We start from the raw sequence: 17,327 nt of genomic DNA, 5'->3' as shown, positions 1-17,327 counted from the left end.
AAAGGAACCTTGAGTGAAAGCTCGAGGTTCCTTTGTTATGGTTTGAAGGTCTCTTTTTTGGTAGAATCAATAAAGAGCATTAAAGGGGTCATACGTAGAAAGAAAAAGAGGGGGAATCTTCCATGGATATCAAAACAGCAACGAAAGCGATCAAACATGGAGATGTTTCTCCTGTATATTTACTTTATGGTTTGGAGAAGTATCAAATAAAAAAGTTTACTTCCTTGTTGGAAGAGCAATTACTTCAAAAGGAAGACCGTGATTTCGCTATTGTGAACTATGATCTGGCGGATACGCCACTTCAAGTTGTCATTGAGGAAGCGGAGACAGTACCTTTTATGGTGCCACGAAAGTTAATCTTTGTCCGAGATGCCTCTGTTTTCACAGCAGGTAAAGAAGGTGGTAAGATTGAACATCGTGTGGAAGCACTTTTGGAATATATGAAGAATCCTGCTGAATACAGTATCCTTATATTTCTCGTATACCATGAGAAGTTAGATGAACGGAAGAAAGTAGTTAAAGCGCTGAAAACTGATGGGGTTGTCCTTGCATTCGCTCCACTAGGGGGAGAGGAATTACTAGGCTGGGTGACTAAGGAGACGAAGCAGAGAGGCTGTGTGTTAACACAAGGGACTGCTGAGGCTTTGATTAGAAACGCAGGTACACAACTTCAGACATTAACTGCCGAACTGGATAAGCTTTGTTTATATGCTGGAGAGGGTGGAACGATTGATCTTGATACCGTGGAGCAGTTAGTGGCTCGTAGTACGGAACAGAATGTCTTTGCACTGGTTGAGAATATTGCTAATCTGCGCTTAGAACAAGCACTGGGTATATTCTATGAGCTTCTTAAGCAACGCGAAGAACCAATTAAGATAGCGGCTCTCATCACAAGACAGTTTCGTATTATTTTACAGGTGAAGGAATTGGCTGGTCAAAGCTATTCACAGCAACAAATTGCATCACAGCTTAGTCTTCATCCTTATGCAGTTAAAATAGCGGGTGAGCAAGCAAGAAAGTTCAAATCAGGGGATCTTAGACAAATCTTGAATAGGCTTGCGGATTTAGATTTCCAGATGAAAACGGGGAGAATAGAAAAGGTCCTTGGATTAGAGTTGTTTTTATTGCGATTACAAAATTAATAATACATGCTAAAAAGTCCTGATCAGCTAACTTGCTGTTCAGGACTTCTGCTTTTGTCGTATGAATAGCGCATCTTATGCTTGAGCATTAAGGGCGTTAAGTTTTTTCGCCAAGCGAGATTTCTTACGAGCAGCTGCATTCTTGTGGATCAAACCTTTAGTTACAGCCTTATCCAATTTCTTGGAAGCCAATTGAATGGTAGTATTAGCAGCTTCAACTTCATTATTTGCCAGCGCGTTGTCAGCAGCTTTAACAGCTGTACGAAGCGCGGATTTTTGGGAAGCGTTGAGCGCATGACGTTTGTCGTTCGTTTTTACGCGTTTGATTGCGGATTTAATATTTGGCATTGCATTCACCTCCTGAAAGACATTCGATAGATATCGAAATGATTCACAACTTAAAATAGTTTAGCATGAGGCACTATAAAAAGCAATACTAAAAAAGGGTTTGAATAAACATCTCCCTTCTCTCGCACACTATCATGAGAAGATGAAGGAGGTTAAATACGGATGACTTTAGATTTGCAGAATTATAACGTTCGTACAGATCTTGCTGTAGATGCTAAGGAAATGGCAGAAAAAAGATATAACGCACCTATTCCAGGTGTAGATGAAGAAGTTTCTGAGCAAGACGGAATCAAAATCACGCGATTAAATGTGCTAAACGATGAAGGGTCGAAGATGATTGGTAGAGTGAAGGGGCATTATGTGACGTTGGAAGTACCGGGGCTTCGTGATGGGGATACGGGTTTGCAAGGAAGAGTGGCTGAGGCGTTGGCTCGAGAATTCGAAGACTTCCTAACATTGATTGGAATTAGTAAGACTAAATCGGTCTTGGTTGTTGGTCTAGGGAACTGGAATGTTACCCCTGACTCTCTAGGACCACTTGTTGTAGAAAATATATTAGTCACACGTCATTATTTTGAGTTGGTACCTGATCAGGTTGCCCCCGGATATCGGCAATTAAGTGCAATTGCCCCAGGCGTACTCGGGGTAACTGGTATTGAATCCAGTGAAATTGTACAAGGAATTATAGATCGTACAAAACCGGATCTAATTATCGCTGTGGACGCACTCGCATCCAGATCGCTTGAACGGGTAAATACGACGATCCAAATTGCTGATATAGGTATTCACCCTGGGTCAGGGATAGGTAATAAACGAAGAGGATTAACCAAAGAAGTATTGGGTGTACCTTGTATCGCTATTGGTGTACCTACGGTTTGTTATGCGTCTACCATTGTGAATAATGCGATCGAATTGATGAAGAAACATTTAGATCAGGAAACGAATCAAACGAAGGAAATTATCGGGATGTTGGATGATATGCCTGAACAGGAGCGTCTAGGTTTAGTTAAAGAAGTGCTAGAACCTCTTGGGCATGACCTGATTGTGACACCTAAAGAAATTGATAAGTTTATTGAGGACATGGCCAACATCATTGCCACAGGGTTAAATGCGGCCTTGCATGAGGCGGTCGACTCAACCAATGCAGGTGATTACACACATTAAGGTTTAAGTTATACGAAAAGGAGTTCCGAATCTATCGGAACTTCTTTTTTTGTGTTTTGGTTCTAGTGAATCTCTAAAGTTCATAGATTTGAAGTATAAGAGATTTCAGGAGGACATTAGACATGGAAAGTAAATGGTATCAAATTTGGAATATACGTAAATGGAGAGCTAAATGGTTTTCTATTCTAACGATGGGACGCACTTTTTTACTATTAACGCTAAGTTCGATGGTCTTCTTCTTACTCTTAGGCGTTGGTGGGATAGCGGAGAATAAATTCAATTCTTCTCCTGTGTCATCCATGAAGGGTTTTGCTTCATCGCTTTCTAGTGAATTGTTTAAAGATATGCTGGGTATGGAGATTCCTCATCTAAGTAAAGGGCAAACATCTTCAGCGTTATCGGGCGAGAAAATGACCACATTTGTATTTCAATTACTAACCAGTGTGAATCCAGGGGATCCTAGAAGTCTGTTAGCACGGGAATTACCAGGAATGGATGCAAATGATCCTGTTCTGCTTCGAAGTGCTTCTGGGAATGAGAATATGGAGGCGCCGGAGGATTACCATCCTGATTCCGCTAAGGTTGTAGCCAATGCCAAATCACAAGAAAACGAAGCTGTTCTTCCAGACCCGATCACGCCGGACCCCGTCACTAAGCCGGGTATTGATAAAGATCCGCTGGACAAAGACATTCCAAAGGAAACACCTGTAGACAGCAATAGTGAGGTGCTAATCTATCATTCTCACGCTCGTGAAGCATTTAATCCATTAGTAGGAACAGTTAGCACTAACCCAACCTCAGCCTCACCCTCCCAAAATGTCATGCAGGTGGGAAGCTTTATCGTGAATGAACTGAAAGCAAAAGGTGTTTCTGCAATTCATCTACAAGATGACTATCCCTCTTATATAAAAGATTATAGTTACAAGTTCTCGTATAAATATTCCCGTCAAGCAGTTAAGGCGGCACTTGCACAAAACACTAAATTAACGTATTTGCTCGACATTCACCGTGACTCCCAGCGTCATAAAACGACAACGACTGAGATTAATGGCGTAAGTTATGCACAATTGTATTTCATCATTGGGCATGAGAACAAAAATTGGCGAGAAAATGAAGCTTTTGCGAATTCTATAAATAAACGTTTAGAAAAATCTTATCCGGGAATATCAAGAGGTATATGGGGCAAAACAGCAGAGCAGGGCAACGGTGAATATAATCAGTCGCTCTCACCTAATAGTATTGTGATTGAGATTGGTGGGGTTGATAGTACGGAAGAAGAACTTAAGCGGACAGCCAGTGTTTTGGCGGATACGATATCTGACGTGTATTTCGCGGATCAGAAGGCGAAGAAGGCTAGTACTGTTAAATCTGAAACGATATCAAAGAGTGGCGACTAAAGAATGAAATGGATAAGTAAAGGAGGGGAACGTTGATGTCACGATTCGCTAAAAAAATGTGGATGATTACGATTTGGGCGGGGTTAGGACTTCTAATAGGGATGCAGTTAGCAAATCCTAGCCGTGCCTCTTCCATCCAACCTGATATCAGTAAGGTAACTACGCCAAAGTCGGCGCAGGAGATAACAGTGCCCTTACCACAGGGCATTCCAAACTCAGGCACAGCTGGATCTTATACCATTACAGTACAGGCGAATCCTGCTCCTACGCAGAAAGAGACTATTTCTGAACAGCAACAAGTGGACGCGCCTGACTATTCAGATAAAACACCTCAGCAGATTTTAATACCTGAGACCTCAAAGCCTACAGTGGATGTGTTAGCAGATAAAACGGCCAATTTATTACAAAAAGCTTCTCAAGAGGGTATTCAATTTGTGGTGTCCCTCTTCAGTTCTGCGACGAAATGAGTATTGTAAATGACCTCCAATTTATTGAAATGTGTGTGGGATTGCCGCTGTTACCTACAACTGTTATAATGAGGTGATTGATACATCAGGCTGTTTGTGGGGGTAAGGCATGACGGACGTATTCGAAAGACAAAAGAAAATTCGTAATTTTAGTATCATTGCACATATAGACCATGGTAAATCTACTTTGGCTGACCGTATTCTTGAGCATACGGGTGCACTGACTTCTCGAGAAATGCAAGAGCAAGTATTGGACAAGATGGATCTCGAACGTGAACGTGGTATTACAATTAAGTTGCAAGCTGTTAACTTGAAGTACCTTGCTGACGACGGGGAAGAGTATATTCTGAATTTAATTGATACACCTGGACACGTGGATTTCACGTATGAAGTATCACGAAGTCTTGCGGCTTGTGAAGGCGCATTACTTATCGTAGATGCTGCTCAGGGGATTGAAGCTCAGACGCTCGCTAACGTCTACTTAGCGCTGGAGAACAACTTGGAGATTTTGCCTGTTATTAACAAAATTGATCTACCAAGTGCGGAACCAGAGCGAGTAAGACAGGAAATTGAGGATGTTATCGGCTTGGATGCAAGCCAAGCAGTTCTAGCTTCCGCGAAGTCGGGAATAGGAATTAGGGAAATATTGGAACAGGTTGTAAAACAAGTTCCATCCCCTACAGGAAATCCGGACAAACCACTTAAAGCTTTGATCTTTGACTCTCACTATGACGCTTACAAGGGTGTTATTGTGTATATTCGAGTCATTGATGGTAGCATTAAAGCGGGATCCAAGATCAAGATGATGGCGACAGACAAAACGTTTGAGGTTATTGAGGTCGGTGCCTTCATGCCTAGCATGACAATCGTGGATGAACTTAGAGTGGGAGATGTCGGCTTTATTGTTGCTGGTATCAAGCACGTTGGGGATACACGAGTTGGGGACACGGTAACCAATGCGAAGAATCCGACGCCAGAAGCATTACCTGGATATCGTTCAATTAATCCAATGGTATATTGCGGACTATATCCGATTGAGACATCGGAATATGTTGATCTACGAGAAGCGTTAGAGAAACTGCAGTTAAATGATGCTTCTCTAACCTTTGAGCCGGAATCTTCTAGTGCACTTGGTTTTGGATTCCGTTGTGGATTCTTAGGGTTACTCCATATGGAGATCATTCAGGAACGGATTGAGCGTGAATTCAATATTCCACTCATCACCACGGCACCAAGTGTTATTTACCGAATCGCGATGACGAATGGGGATATGATTACAATTGATAACCCATCTAACTATCCAGAGATCGGTAAGATTGACCATGTAGAAGAGCCTTACGTTAAAGCGGCGATTATCGTACCGAATGATTATGTAGGTATGGTTATGGAACTGTGTCAGAACAAACGTGGAGAGTTCGTAAACATGGAGTATTTAGATGATAAACGTGTAACAATCATTTATGAAGTTCCACTTTCGGAGATTGTTTATGACTTCTTTGATAAGTTGAAGTCCGGTACGAAGGGTTATGCATCGTTTGACTATGAAATATCTGGATACCGTACATCTAACCTTGTCAAAATGGACATCTTGCTTAACAATGAACAAGTGGATGCTCTTTCATTCATCGTTCACCGTGATCGTTCGTTCAATCGCGGGCGTATCATTTGTGAGAAGCTTCGTGAGATTATTCCGCGTCAAATGTTCGAGGTTCCTATTCAAGCTACGGTAGGTACGAAAGTAGTTGCACGTGAAACTGTAAAAGCAATGCGTAAGAACGTATTGGCTAAATGTTACGGTGGAGATATATCTCGTAAGCGTAAGTTGCTTGAGAAGCAAAAAGAAGGTAAGAAGCGCATGAAGCAAGTCGGAAGTGTTGAAGTTCCGCAGGAAGCATTTATGGCGGTACTGAAAATCGACGATTAAGTAAGCAAGTGTTGCGTAGATGTAAAGTAATCACAGGGGAGCCGCTGCGGCTCCCCTTTTCTAACAATAAAAGTACGATATCTAATGAGTGAAGGGGATTATTATGGCTGAACTTAAGCAACACAAGCAAAATGGACATCTGGGAAGCCGTAAGCCTCAAGCGGTTTATTTGCACATTCCTTTTTGCACCAACAAGTGTTTTTACTGTGACTTTAATTCATATGTGTTGAAAGATCAGCCGGTCATGGACTATTTGGCTGCCTTAGATCGTGAAATGGAATTAACGGTTAAACAGACACCTCCCGGACAGATTAAGAGTATCTTTGTAGGTGGAGGTACACCAACAGTTCTGAAGCCCGATGAAATGGCGTATTTCTTGAAGTCGGTCCGTACCCATTTCCCTGATTGGTCAGATGACATTGAATTCTCGATGGAAGCGAACCCCGGAACAACGGATTTGGAGAAACTGACGGTCATGAGAGAAGGCGGCGTTAACCGTGTGAGCTTCGGTGTACAAGCATTTCAGAATGATCTACTTTCAGGAATCGGAAGAATTCATAATACAGATGATGTGTATAAAAGCTTAGAGAATGCCCGCAAAGCAGGATTTGATAATATGTCGATTGACTTAATGTTCGGTCTACCGAATCAGACGCTTGAGATGTTATCAGAGAGCGTGACGAAGGCTCTAGAGCTTAATTTAAATCATTACTCGATATATAGTTTGAAGGTGGAAGAGAATACACTGTTCCATACGATGTATCAGAAGAACCAATTGCCTTTGCCTCATGAAGATGATGAGCTTCAAATGTATCTTCTGTTGATGGATCGGATGAAACAAGCAGGTTATAACCAATATGAAATTAGTAATTTTTCTAAACCTGGGTTTGAAAGTCGTCACAATATGACGTATTGGTTAAATGAGGATTATTATGGTCTTGGTGCAGGTGCACATGGTTACGTGGGACGTCTGCGCCATATGAATATCAAAGGAGTTAATCCATATGTGGAGGCTGTGAAACAAGGTCTCCCACGTCTAGATAGCTTCCCTATTTCGAAAGAAGAAGCAATGGAAGATTTCTTAATGGTGGGACTACGTGTTATGCAAGGTGTATCCAAAGCCCATTTTGAAGAGCAATTCGAAGATCAGATGGATGTCGTGTTTGCCAAACAGCTTGATAAAATGTTGAGTGCAGAGCTTCTGGAGGCGACTCCTGAGGGTTATCGTTTGAGTCAAAAAGGCATATTGTTCGGAAATGATGTCTTTGCTGAATTTGTAGGATCAATCGTGACAAATTAACGTCTTGAACTTTTATGCGTGCTGTTGTATATTTATTCATATTGATTGGCAGCATGTGTAAGGGGGAAGAGGTATGTCAGTGTTATGCAGAAAAGCAGTTCCAGCAGATGTGGAACATCTTTTTATTATGATTGAGGGCTATGCTAAAAAAGGAATTATGCTACCGCGTTCTATTAAGGTATTGGAACAACAACTGGATCAATTTGTTGTAGCAGAAAACTTAGGTGAAGTGATCGGGTGCGGTTCATTATGCAGACTTGGGACTGATTTAGTGGAGATCCGTTCACTAGGTATATTAGATGACTATAAAGGCCAAGGAATTGGTTCTAAGCTGGTAGATGCCTTAATTGAGGAAGCAAGACAGCAGAACATTCCTAAAGTAATGGCTCTAACATATGAAGTTTCGTTTTTTGTAAAGAATGGATTTGAAGTCGTAGAGAAAGAAATTTTCCCGGAAAAGGTGTGGACGGACTGCGTCTTCTGCAGTAAACAACATTGTTGTGATGAGATAGCTGTGCTTAAGATACTGAACTGACTTGACAACAATTAGGTCAGTTTGGTATTTTTGTATTAGCAGTTAGCACTCATTGCTTGTGAGTGCTAACGACGATGGAATACAGATAGCTGCGAGGAGGAGAAAGAGTTGTTAACCGAACGCCAAAGAATGATATTGAATGTTATTGTTGACGATTATATCCGTTCTGCCGAACCTGTCGGTTCTCGCAGCATTTCCAAGAGACCTGATGTTGGGTATAGCCCAGCTACCATACGTAATGAAATGGCCGATTTAGAAGAATTGGGATTTCTTGAACAACCCCATACTTCTGCTGGTAGAATACCTTCACATAAAGGCTACCGTTATTACGTGGATCACATGACTCCTTGGAATTCTATCGCACCAGCTGAACTAAACACGATTCGAACTTTTTTTGCAGAAAAACTGAATGTCATGGAGCAGGTCATCCAACAATCAGCTATGATTCTTTCTCATATGACGAACTACACATCCATTTTGCTTGGACCAGAAGTGTTTCATACGTCTTTACGTCACTTTCAGTTGCTGCCTCTTAATGAGACGACAGCAGTGGCTATTATCGTAACAAGCACTGGGCAGGTAGAGAATAAGACAGTAGCTATTCCCGCAGGGGTATCTGTTTCGGAAATGGAGAAAGTGGTGAATCTGCTTAATAGCAAGTTAGTTAATGTGCCACTTTTCAAGTTGAAATCTCGTTTGTATTCCGAAGTGGCCCAAGAGCTTGAGAGATATACATCTCATTACGAAGAGTTGCTCATCGTACTGGATTCTGTACTGGATAGTGAACATGATCACCAAGTGTATTTAAGTGGAACAACGAATATGCTCACGCAACCCGAATTTAAAGATGTTGATAAAGTCAAAGATATTCTTGATTTACTTGCAGAAACACCTACACTCATGAAAATGATGACGCCAACCGCTGGAGAAAGTGGCATTCAAGTAAGAATTGGTACAGAGAATGATCATCAAGCCTTCGCCAACTGTAGCTTAATTACGGCTACCTACTCACTAGAAGGAGAGTCCCTAGGTACCATTGGTATATTAGGACCTACTCGGATGGAATATGCCAGAGTCATGAGTATTATGGAGATTATTTCAAAGGATTTGACAACGTTATTATCACATTGGTACAAATAGGGAGTGAGAATAAATGAGCCAGGGACAGCAACCCGTTCGTGAAGGTGAGGAGCGATACGCAACCTTGCTTAACAACAGCAATGCAGTCCGCGCCATTACTTCTGCGGTCGAAGGTACACTCGGTCCTAAGGGACTAGATGTTATGCTTGTGGGTGCCAGAGGAGAAGTAATCATTACCAACGATGGCGTCACTATTTTGGACAGAATAGACGTAAGTCATCCTGCTGCAAGCTTACTTATTCAGGTAGCTCGATCTCAGCAACGAAAAGTAGGAGACGGCACAACCTCAGCAACGGTATTAGCGGGTGCGCTAGTGCAAGAAGGGGTTGCTCAGATTGTGAAGGGAGTTCCGGCCTCCAAAGTCGTCTCAGGAATGCAACAGGGAATCGAATTCGCTATTGAGTCAATGGAACGTCGAACTAGAAAGATTACAGGCCTCATGGATCCCTTGTTAGAGAAAACAGCTTATGTTGCTGGAAGAGAGCGAAGAGATATCGTGAAGCTTGTCATGGAAGCCGCTTTAAAGGTGGGCATGGAAAGGCTTAAGGATCCTACGTTTCATTTGGCGGATTGTGTGATTGCGATTGAGAAAGCTAACAATGAAGTATTCGAAGGTTTGTTATTGCGCCAAAAGCCAATGCATTTTCTTGGGAATAAAGTTCTAAAAGATATTCGAGTATTAGTACTTCAAGATGCGTTAGAACCAGAAACCTTAGATGAAGAAGTATTAACAACCGAAGCAGGATTTGCTCGTTATATGGAGTTAAGGGAACAGTTCGGCAGAGAGTTAATGAACTTGACTCATCTGGGTGTGGGTGTCATCTTGTTGGAACGTGGGATTCATCCTGATGCTGAACAGTTCTGTCTGGATCATGGTATACTTGTCATTCAGCGCATTAGCCGTGTTGATCTAAGCCGAGTATGTGAAATGACGGGCGCCGTTCCTGTTAGACGTACTGCGTTACATAAAGATCCAGAACAACTGCAACGTGTTTTAGGAAGCTCACCACGAGTCGCTTATGATGAAGAGCTTGAGCGTGTTCGTATGCAAGCCCAAGAAAGTAGTCAGGAACCATTCGTGACTGTTGTTGTTGGAGCAAGTACAGCCGAAATCGTGGGAGAATCAGCACGGATCGCAGGAGATGCGGCATCTGCCTTACAGGCTGCCGTATCAGGAGGCGTGCTGCCTGGTGGAGGCACAACTGAGTTGGCTGTTTCCTATGAATTGGAACGTCACCGGGAAATCGTTACAGGTATGGAGGCATACGGTATTGCTGCAGTTGCAGCAGCCTTAAGAAAGCCTATGTCCCAGATTTTGCTGAACGCCGGTTATAATCCTCTTGAGAAATTAGAGGAAGCTCGTGCAGCTCAGATTGCAGAGAATAGCGACAGCATGGGAATCGATTGTGATACTGGACTCGTAATTAATTATGAGCTTGCTGGAATTATTGATCCTGCTCTCGTCAAGTCTCATGGACTGAAAGCTGCTGGGGAAGTCGCAACAGCAGTGCTTCGTATTCATAATGTGATTAAGATGAGGGAAGAAGATGGACGGTTGAACGATTAGGATTACCGTTATTCTTATTGAACTCATATAACATAATCAAAATTTGTAATGAATTCATTTTAAAGTTTCCTAAGGAGGTGAAGACATCATGAAAGAAGAACAACAGGACATTAACACGGTTCCAGAAGATACAATTACTGAAATCGTTGAAGAACTAAATGAGGAACAATCAACGTCTTCGCTTGAACAAGAACTCGTATCTACGCTTGAGCTGGAGCGTCTACAAGCATTAGCGGATGAGAATCAACAACGTGTTCTACGTACTCAAGCGGATTTCGATAACTATCGCAAGCGTACGCAGAAAGAGAAAGAAGAATTCGCTAAATACGCATCTACTAAGCTGATTACTGAGCTTTTGCCAATTGTGGATAACTTTGATCGAGCGTTTAGCACAGTTGTTGAAGATAACTTAAATGAGTCTTTCTCAAAAGGGATGAATATGATTTATCGTCAATTGGAAGGTGTACTACAGGCAGAAGGTTTAGTTCCTATGGACAGTGTGGGTCAACCATTCAACCCTGAATTCCATCAAGCTATTATGCAAGTTGAGAGTGAAGAATACCCAGAAGGTACCGTTGTTGAAGAAATTCAAAAGGGTTATATGTTGAAGGATAAAGTACTTCGTCCCGCAATGGTAAAAGTAAGTCAATAGTTGTTGATTAGAATTATTTCTAAATAAATGATAAATAGAATTACAATGATGACCACATTGAAGGAGGAATTTTATTATGAGTAAAGTAATTGGAATTGACTTAGGTACAACGAACTCATGTGTTGCAGTTATGGAAGGCGGCGAAGCCGTAGTTATTCCGAATCCAGAAGGCGCACGCACAACACCATCGGTTGTAGGTTTTAAGAAAGACGGAGAACGTATTGTTGGTGAAACAGCAAAACGTCAATCGATCACTAACCCTGATCGTACAATTATGTCGATCAAACGTCATATTGGTACAGATCATAAAGAACAAATCGATGGTAAAGATTATACTGCACAAGAGATTTCTGCGATTATTCTACAGAAGCTTAAATCAGATGCAGAAGCATACTTAGGACAGACTGTTACGCAAGCGGTTATTACAGTTCCTGCTTATTTCAATGATAGTCAACGTCAAGCAACAAAAGACGCTGGTAAAATTGCCGGTCTTGAAGTTCTACGTATTGTCAATGAGCCTACAGCTGCAGCACTTGCATATGGTATGGAGAAGACAGAAGATCACACGATTCTCGTGTATGACCTTGGTGGCGGTACATTTGACGTATCTATCCTTGAACTAGGCGATGGTTTCTTTGAAGTAAAAGCAACAAGTGGTGATAACCGTCTTGGTGGGGATGACTTTGACCAACTCGTTATTGATCATCTAGTAAGTGAATTCAAGAAAGATCAAGGTATCGATCTAGGTAAAGATAAAGCGGCTGTTCAACGTTTGAAAGATGCTGCAGAAAAAGCGAAAAAGGAATTGTCTGGTGTATTAACTACAACAATCTCCTTGCCGTTCATCACTGTAGTTGACGGCGTACCACAGCATTTAGAGATGAACCTAACTCGCGCTAAATTTGATGAATTGACAGCTTCTTTGGTTGAACGTACGCTTGGACCTACTCGTCAAGCGCTTAGTGATGCTGGAATGACTGCTAACGATATTGATAAAATCGTTCTTGTTGGTGGATCTACACGTATCCCTGCTGTTCAAGATGCGATCAAGAAATTGACAGGTAAAGATCCTCATAAAGGCGTTAACCCGGATGAAGTTGTAGCACTAGGTGCAGCTGTTCAAGCAGGCGTATTGACAGGTGACGTGAAGGACGTAGTTCTTCTTGATGTAACACCATTGTCCCTTGGTATTGAAACTGCAGGTGGTGTATTTACGAAGATGATCGAACGTAATACTACGATCCCTACAAGTAAATCCCAAGTATTCTCTACTTATGCAGATAATCAACCAAGTGTTGAGATTCACGTTCTACAAGGTGAGCGTCAAATGGCCGCTGGCAACAAAACGCTTGGACGCTTTATGCTAGGAGATATTCCTCCAGCACAACGTGGTATTCCACAAATTGAAGTTACATTTGATATTGACGCTAACGGCATCGTTAACGTATCTGCAACAGATAAAGGTACAAATAAAACTCAGAAGATTACAATCACATCTTCAAGTGGTTTGAGTGATGATGAAGTAGAACGTATGATGAAGGATGCTGAAGAGCATGCGGAAGAGGATCGTCTACGTAAAGAGTTGATCGAAGCGAAGAACAATGCTGACCAACTTGTTTACTCAACAGACAAAGTGATTAAGGATCTAGGCGAGAAGATCGATGCATCTGAAATCGAAAAAGCTGAAACAGCGAAAGAAAAAGTGAAATCAGCTCTAGAAACAGATAACATTGAAGATATTACTAAGGCAACTGAAGAGTTGACTGAAATCGTTCAACAATTGTCCATGAAGTTGTATGAGCAAGCTGCTGAGGCTGAGCAAGGTGCTGAAGGCGAAGCAACTGGCGGAGCTAAAAAGGATAATGTTGTTGATGCAGATTACGAAGTTGTTGACGAAGATAAAAAACAAGAGTAACCTATAGAAAGTTTCCTTCATAAATTGTGGTAGGAAAAGGGGAAGGTCAAAGCTGGGGCATCCCGTGCTTTGGCTTTCCCTTTGTTACAATGAATACAGCAACTATTTATAAGATAAATAAGATGGTATGGGGTGGAAGAGTGGCTGAAAAGCGCGATTATTACGAAGTGCTGGGCGTTAGCAAAAGCGCACCAGATGAAGAAATTAAGAAGGCCTATCGCAAACTTGCACGACAATATCATCCAGATGTGAACAAGGCCGATGATGCTGAAACGAAGTTTAAAGAAGTTAAAGAAGCCTATGACGTTCTAAGTGATGGGCAGAAGAGAGCCGGATATGATCAATATGGACATGTTGATTCTAACCAAGGTGGATTCTCTGGTGGTGGTGACTTCGGTGGTGGTATGGGTGATATATTTGATATGTTCTTTGGTGGCGGCGGACGGCGTGATCCGAATGCACCACAACGTGGGAACGATCTACAGTACACGATGACAATCGAGTTCAAAGAAGCTGTATTTGGAAAAGAAAATGATATTACTATTCCACGTACGGAGAATTGTGATACATGTCATGGTTCGGGTGCTAAGCCTGGTACGAAACCTCAGACTTGTCATGTGTGTCATGGTAGTGGACAAGAAGAAGTCGTGCAGAATACACCATTCGGACGTATGGTGAATCGCCGTACTTGTTCGACTTGTAGTGGTAACGGTAAAATCATTAAGGAACGTTGTACAACTTGCCAAGGACAAGGTAAAGTTAAAAAACAACGTAAAATTCATGTTAAGATCCCTGCTGGTGTAGATGATGGAGCACAACTACGGATGACGGGTGAAGGTGAAGGCGGAGTACGTGGGGGTCCATCAGGTGACCTATATATTGTTATTCGCGTCAAAGCTCATGAGTTCTTTGAACGTGAAGGGGACGATGTTTATTGCGAGATCCCGCTGACTTTTGCTCAAGCTGCCTTAGGTGATGATGTTGAAATTCCGACATTAACAGAAAAAGTGAAGCTTAAGATTCCAGCAGGTACTCAGACAGGTACATTCTTCCGTCTCAGAGGTAAGGGAGTGCCACGTCTTCGTGGTATCGGCCAAGGAGATCAGCATGTTAAAGTCGTGATCGTTACGCCAAGTAATCTAAGCGATGAGCAAAAAGATTTACTTCGCCAAATTGCTTCTTTAGATGGAGAAAAGACACATGAACATGAACAATCATTCTTTGATCGTGTGAAGAAGGCTTTCCGCGGAGATTGATCCATTATTAACTTATCAAAAGCATTGCATAGAAATTGAAAGCTCAGCCTTTATGGCTGAGCTTTTTTTGCATTTGTTAACACGCATAATTAGAAGAATAGAGCGGTAACCTAGGGGTATGAAAGCGTAGGTGAGTATTAAAGATGGGGGAAAGAAATATTCTAGCTTATTTCAAAAGTCCCGAAGAAGCAGATCAGGTATCACGAAAGCTTGCGTCATTACGTGTTGTTGATATGTCCATTAATCGATTTGGTTCGTACATGGGAGGTGATCTTAATCCTTCCGAAGGAATTCTGACGGCTACTTCTGCAGTGAGTGGCGGCATGAGTGATAGAGGTCAAGATGGGACGAGAGGATTTGATATTCTACTAACCGTAGTGACAGAGAATGATTCTTTCGATCAAGCCATGCGCATTATTGAAGAGGCTGGGGGCATGGTGTAGTCTTAGCTTAAATTTGAGGAAGGAAGGTTAAATGAAATGAGTGAATATACGCACGAGAAGAATGTGGAAATGACAAAGACAGAGAAGATTATTGAACTGATGTCTGCCAAACAAGAAGACGTCGAGTTCTCAGCTCTGGAAGCGGATCATGAAGATGTTGAAGCGATAAGAAGAAGTGAAGCAGCAGATGGACGTCAGTTAAAAAGAATGAATCGTGATGAAAAATAGATCCTTTACTTGGATCATGAGTGGATAAGGGACGTAATGGATTAGAATATGGCTATGTCGTCTATAGAAGGACGACATAGCCGTTTAATTATCTAGTTGAAATTTTGTACACAGAACTCTTTGTATAGTACAATGATATTTATGCAAAAGTACGAGGGGGATATTTACATAATGTTATGGCATGAGTTTACGATACATACCACGGAAGAATCAGTTGAAATGATTTCTAATTTCCTGCACGAGGCAGGAGCGGGTGGCGTGTCCATTGAAGAATCAGGAACGTTAAATAAAGTACGGGATACGAAATATGGCGAGCTATATGATGTGCCACTTAATAACATTCCAGAAGGTCAGGCTGAGATTAAAGGCTATTTCTCTTTGGAATTGGAGCTTGATTCGATTATGCTAACATTGAAACAGCGGATCGAAGAGCTGGGTGAGTATGTTGATATTGGTGATGTTCGATATGAGAGCAAAACAGTCAATGAAGAAGATTGGGCTGATGCATGGAAGAAATATTTTAAGCCTTTGCGTGTATCCAAGACCCTAACGATAAAGCCAACATGGGAAGAATATACTCCTGAATCTGAAGATGAGAAGCTTATTCATTTAGATCCGGGAATGGCATTTGGTACGGGTGCGCACCCGACCACATCTCTTTGTCTACGCACGTTAGAGAATGTGATTAAAGGCGGCGAAGAGATTATCGACGTCGGAACGGGGTCAGGTATATTGGCTATCGGAGCCATACTACTTGGTGCAAAGCATGTTTTGGCTGTTGATTTGGATCCTGTTGCAGTTCATAGTGCTAAGGAGAATACTGCTTTTAATGGCATGGAAGATCGTATTACGGTTAAAGAAAGTGACCTTCTTTCCGTATTTAAGCACCAATCAGAAGGTGTGAATTTAGGTGTGACCGTGCCTGTTAATATGGTTGTTGCAAATATTCTAGCTGAGATTATTTTATTACTGATTGATGATGTGTACCAAGTGTTGGAGCCTGATGGAATATTTATAACATCTGGAATTTACAAAAATAAAGAACATGTTGTTCAAGAGGCACTTAAGCTCGCCAATTTTGAAATTATCGATGTGAATCGCGAAGAAGAATGGATTGCCTTTGTGGCTAGAAAGAGGTAAGTATGGAGTTTCTAAATAAAATATTGATTTATCCGATTGACAAAATGCCATTTTTCTTAATAGCGATCATGTTGGCTTTTACGGTACATGAGTTCTCGCATGCTTATTTTGCGAATAAATTCGGTGACCCAACGGCTAAGTTGTTAGGACGAGTGACCTTGAATCCGGCTGTTCATTTTGATTTATTTGGTATTATATTGTTAGTCATCGCTGGATTTGGTTGGGCAAGACCTGTTCCTGTGAACCGTGACAATTTCGATCGTCCGCGGCTTATGGGCGTCATTGTGTCGATTGCAGGACCGCTTAGCAATTTCGTACTCGGTGTAGTGGGATCATTGATTTATGCAGGTCTAGTTCAATTCGGTGTTCTGGATTCCATTACGAATCTGAAATTAGCTGAAGCGACGGCGACCTTGTTTTACTTTATTATCATTATGAATTTTTTCCTATTTCTATTTAATCTTATCCCATTACCTCCATTGGATGGGTACCGTGTGCTCGAAGACGTCGTACCACGTGAAGTTAGAGGTAAGTTACAGAAGGTCGAACAGTGGTCGATGTTAATATTTTTGATGATTTTGTTTATTCCAGGACTTCAGACATATACAATTTCTCCACTGTATACCGCGGCTAGGACGATGTATGTGAATTTTATAAATATGTTTATGGTGATGTTTGGGGCTTAATTTATGTAAGGATAGGATGTGGA

Annotated in this window: 17 protein-coding genes; 16 read left to right on the top strand and 1 reads right to left on the bottom strand. The window is 41.7% G+C overall.

Annotated features, from left to right (window positions below):
• Positions 1-122 precede the first annotated feature (122 nt).
• Positions 123-1,142 carry a DNA polymerase III subunit delta gene (gene holA / locus BW961_RS14360; RefSeq protein ID WP_068587705.1) on the top strand — a complete coding sequence of 340 codons (1,020 nt, stop codon included), beginning with the start codon at positions 123-125 and terminating at the stop codon, positions 1,140-1,142.
• A 75-nt stretch (positions 1,143-1,217) separates the two neighbouring features.
• Here holA and rpsT read toward each other — a convergent pair whose 3' ends face one another.
• Positions 1,218-1,490 carry a 30S ribosomal protein S20 gene (rpsT, locus tag BW961_RS14355; RefSeq protein WP_068537739.1) on the bottom strand — a complete coding sequence of 91 codons (273 nt, stop codon included), beginning with the start codon at positions 1,488-1,490 and terminating at the stop codon, positions 1,218-1,220.
• A 162-nt stretch (positions 1,491-1,652) separates the two neighbouring features.
• Here rpsT and gpr point away from each other — a divergent pair, with 162 nt between their 5' ends.
• The 15 genes from gpr to BW961_RS14280 all read left to right on the top strand — a co-directional run bounded on the left by gpr (position 1,653) and on the right by BW961_RS14280 (position 17,304).
• Positions 1,653-2,654 carry a GPR endopeptidase gene (gene gpr / locus BW961_RS14350; RefSeq protein WP_068587702.1) on the top strand — a complete coding sequence of 334 codons (1,002 nt, stop codon included), beginning with the start codon at positions 1,653-1,655 and terminating at the stop codon, positions 2,652-2,654.
• 122 nt (positions 2,655-2,776) lie between these two features.
• Positions 2,777-4,051 (top strand): stage II sporulation protein P, encoded by a 1,275-nt coding sequence (locus BW961_RS14345; RefSeq protein ID WP_068587699.1) that lies wholly within the window; start codon positions 2,777-2,779, stop codon positions 4,049-4,051.
• 35 nt (positions 4,052-4,086) lie between these two features.
• Positions 4,087-4,518 carry a hypothetical protein gene (locus tag BW961_RS14340; protein WP_068587697.1) on the top strand — a complete coding sequence of 144 codons (432 nt, stop codon included), beginning with the start codon at positions 4,087-4,089 and terminating at the stop codon, positions 4,516-4,518.
• A gap of 109 nt (positions 4,519-4,627) precedes the next feature.
• Positions 4,628-6,442, top strand: a complete 1,815-nt coding sequence (lepA, locus tag BW961_RS14335) for a translation elongation factor 4 (RefSeq protein ID WP_068587695.1) — start codon at positions 4,628-4,630, stop codon at positions 6,440-6,442.
• Positions 6,443-6,545: 103 nt separating this feature from the next.
• Complete coding sequence (gene hemW / locus BW961_RS14330) at positions 6,546-7,742, top strand: radical SAM family heme chaperone HemW (protein ID WP_139331653.1); 1,197 nt, start codon at positions 6,546-6,548, stop codon at positions 7,740-7,742.
• Between the two features lie 73 nt (positions 7,743-7,815).
• Complete coding sequence (locus tag BW961_RS14325) at positions 7,816-8,277, top strand: N-acetyltransferase (protein ID WP_068587692.1); 462 nt, start codon at positions 7,816-7,818, stop codon at positions 8,275-8,277.
• A 108-nt stretch (positions 8,278-8,385) separates the two neighbouring features.
• Positions 8,386-9,417: a heat-inducible transcriptional repressor HrcA gene (gene hrcA, locus BW961_RS14320; protein WP_068587690.1), complete on the top strand. Its 1,032-nt coding sequence runs from the start codon at positions 8,386-8,388 to the stop codon at positions 9,415-9,417.
• A gap of 13 nt (positions 9,418-9,430) precedes the next feature.
• Positions 9,431-10,984 (top strand): TCP-1/cpn60 chaperonin family protein, encoded by a 1,554-nt coding sequence (locus BW961_RS14315; RefSeq protein ID WP_068587688.1) that lies wholly within the window; start codon positions 9,431-9,433, stop codon positions 10,982-10,984.
• A gap of 88 nt (positions 10,985-11,072) precedes the next feature.
• On the top strand, positions 11,073-11,636 hold the full coding sequence (grpE, locus tag BW961_RS14310; protein ID WP_068587687.1) for a nucleotide exchange factor GrpE: 564 nt from the start codon (positions 11,073-11,075) through the stop codon (positions 11,634-11,636).
• 76 nt (positions 11,637-11,712) lie between these two features.
• Complete coding sequence (dnaK, locus tag BW961_RS14305) at positions 11,713-13,551, top strand: molecular chaperone DnaK (protein WP_068587684.1); 1,839 nt, start codon at positions 11,713-11,715, stop codon at positions 13,549-13,551.
• A 140-nt stretch (positions 13,552-13,691) separates the two neighbouring features.
• Complete coding sequence (gene dnaJ / locus BW961_RS14300; protein ID WP_068588113.1) at positions 13,692-14,807, top strand: molecular chaperone DnaJ; 1,116 nt, start codon at positions 13,692-13,694, stop codon at positions 14,805-14,807.
• A gap of 143 nt (positions 14,808-14,950) precedes the next feature.
• Positions 14,951-15,250, top strand: a complete 300-nt coding sequence (locus BW961_RS14295; RefSeq protein ID WP_068587681.1) for a hypothetical protein — start codon at positions 14,951-14,953, stop codon at positions 15,248-15,250.
• 36 nt (positions 15,251-15,286) lie between these two features.
• Positions 15,287-15,478 carry a YfhD family protein gene (locus tag BW961_RS14290; RefSeq protein ID WP_068587679.1) on the top strand — a complete coding sequence of 64 codons (192 nt, stop codon included), beginning with the start codon at positions 15,287-15,289 and terminating at the stop codon, positions 15,476-15,478.
• A gap of 171 nt (positions 15,479-15,649) precedes the next feature.
• The gene (gene prmA / locus BW961_RS14285; protein WP_068587677.1) at positions 15,650-16,618 is read left to right on the top strand and encodes a 50S ribosomal protein L11 methyltransferase; all 969 of its coding nucleotides are present in this window, start codon (positions 15,650-15,652) and stop codon (positions 16,616-16,618) included.
• 2 nt (positions 16,619-16,620) lie between these two features.
• Positions 16,621-17,304: a site-2 protease family protein gene (locus tag BW961_RS14280; RefSeq protein ID WP_068587674.1), complete on the top strand. Its 684-nt coding sequence runs from the start codon at positions 16,621-16,623 to the stop codon at positions 17,302-17,304.
• The last annotated feature ends 23 nt before the right edge of the window (positions 17,305-17,327 follow it).

It is taken from the genome of Paenibacillus macquariensis (assembly GCF_900156375.1).
GTDB lineage: Bacteria > Bacillota > Bacilli > Paenibacillales > Paenibacillaceae > Paenibacillus_AQ > Paenibacillus_AQ macquariensis.
Note: the sequence above shows the minus strand (reverse complement) of the source record. Positions and strands in the feature narration are given on the sequence as shown.

Excerpts from the sequence above, each read along its gene's own strand:
- holA (WP_068587705.1), top strand. The coding sequence starts at position 123 with ATGGATATCAAAACAGCAACGAAAGCGATCAAACATGGAGATGTTTCT.
- rpsT (WP_068537739.1), bottom strand. The coding sequence starts at position 1,490 with ATGCCAAATATTAAATCCGCAATCAAACGCGTAAAAACGAACGACAAA.
- gpr (WP_068587702.1), top strand. The coding sequence starts at position 1,653 with ATGACTTTAGATTTGCAGAATTATAACGTTCGTACAGATCTTGCTGTA.
- BW961_RS14345 (WP_068587699.1), top strand. The coding sequence starts at position 2,777 with ATGGAAAGTAAATGGTATCAAATTTGGAATATACGTAAATGGAGAGCT.
- BW961_RS14340 (WP_068587697.1), top strand. The coding sequence starts at position 4,087 with ATGTCACGATTCGCTAAAAAAATGTGGATGATTACGATTTGGGCGGGG.
- lepA (WP_068587695.1), top strand. The coding sequence starts at position 4,628 with ATGACGGACGTATTCGAAAGACAAAAGAAAATTCGTAATTTTAGTATC.
- hemW (WP_139331653.1), top strand. The coding sequence starts at position 6,546 with ATGGCTGAACTTAAGCAACACAAGCAAAATGGACATCTGGGAAGCCGT.
- BW961_RS14325 (WP_068587692.1), top strand. The coding sequence starts at position 7,816 with ATGTCAGTGTTATGCAGAAAAGCAGTTCCAGCAGATGTGGAACATCTT.
- BW961_RS14315 (WP_068587688.1), top strand. The coding sequence starts at position 9,431 with ATGAGCCAGGGACAGCAACCCGTTCGTGAAGGTGAGGAGCGATACGCA.
- grpE (WP_068587687.1), top strand. The coding sequence starts at position 11,073 with ATGAAAGAAGAACAACAGGACATTAACACGGTTCCAGAAGATACAATT.
- dnaK (WP_068587684.1), top strand. The coding sequence starts at position 11,713 with ATGAGTAAAGTAATTGGAATTGACTTAGGTACAACGAACTCATGTGTT.
- BW961_RS14295 (WP_068587681.1), top strand. The coding sequence starts at position 14,951 with ATGGGGGAAAGAAATATTCTAGCTTATTTCAAAAGTCCCGAAGAAGCA.
- BW961_RS14290 (WP_068587679.1), top strand. The coding sequence starts at position 15,287 with ATGAGTGAATATACGCACGAGAAGAATGTGGAAATGACAAAGACAGAG.
- prmA (WP_068587677.1), top strand. The coding sequence starts at position 15,650 with ATGTTATGGCATGAGTTTACGATACATACCACGGAAGAATCAGTTGAA.
- BW961_RS14280 (WP_068587674.1), top strand. The coding sequence starts at position 16,621 with ATGGAGTTTCTAAATAAAATATTGATTTATCCGATTGACAAAATGCCA.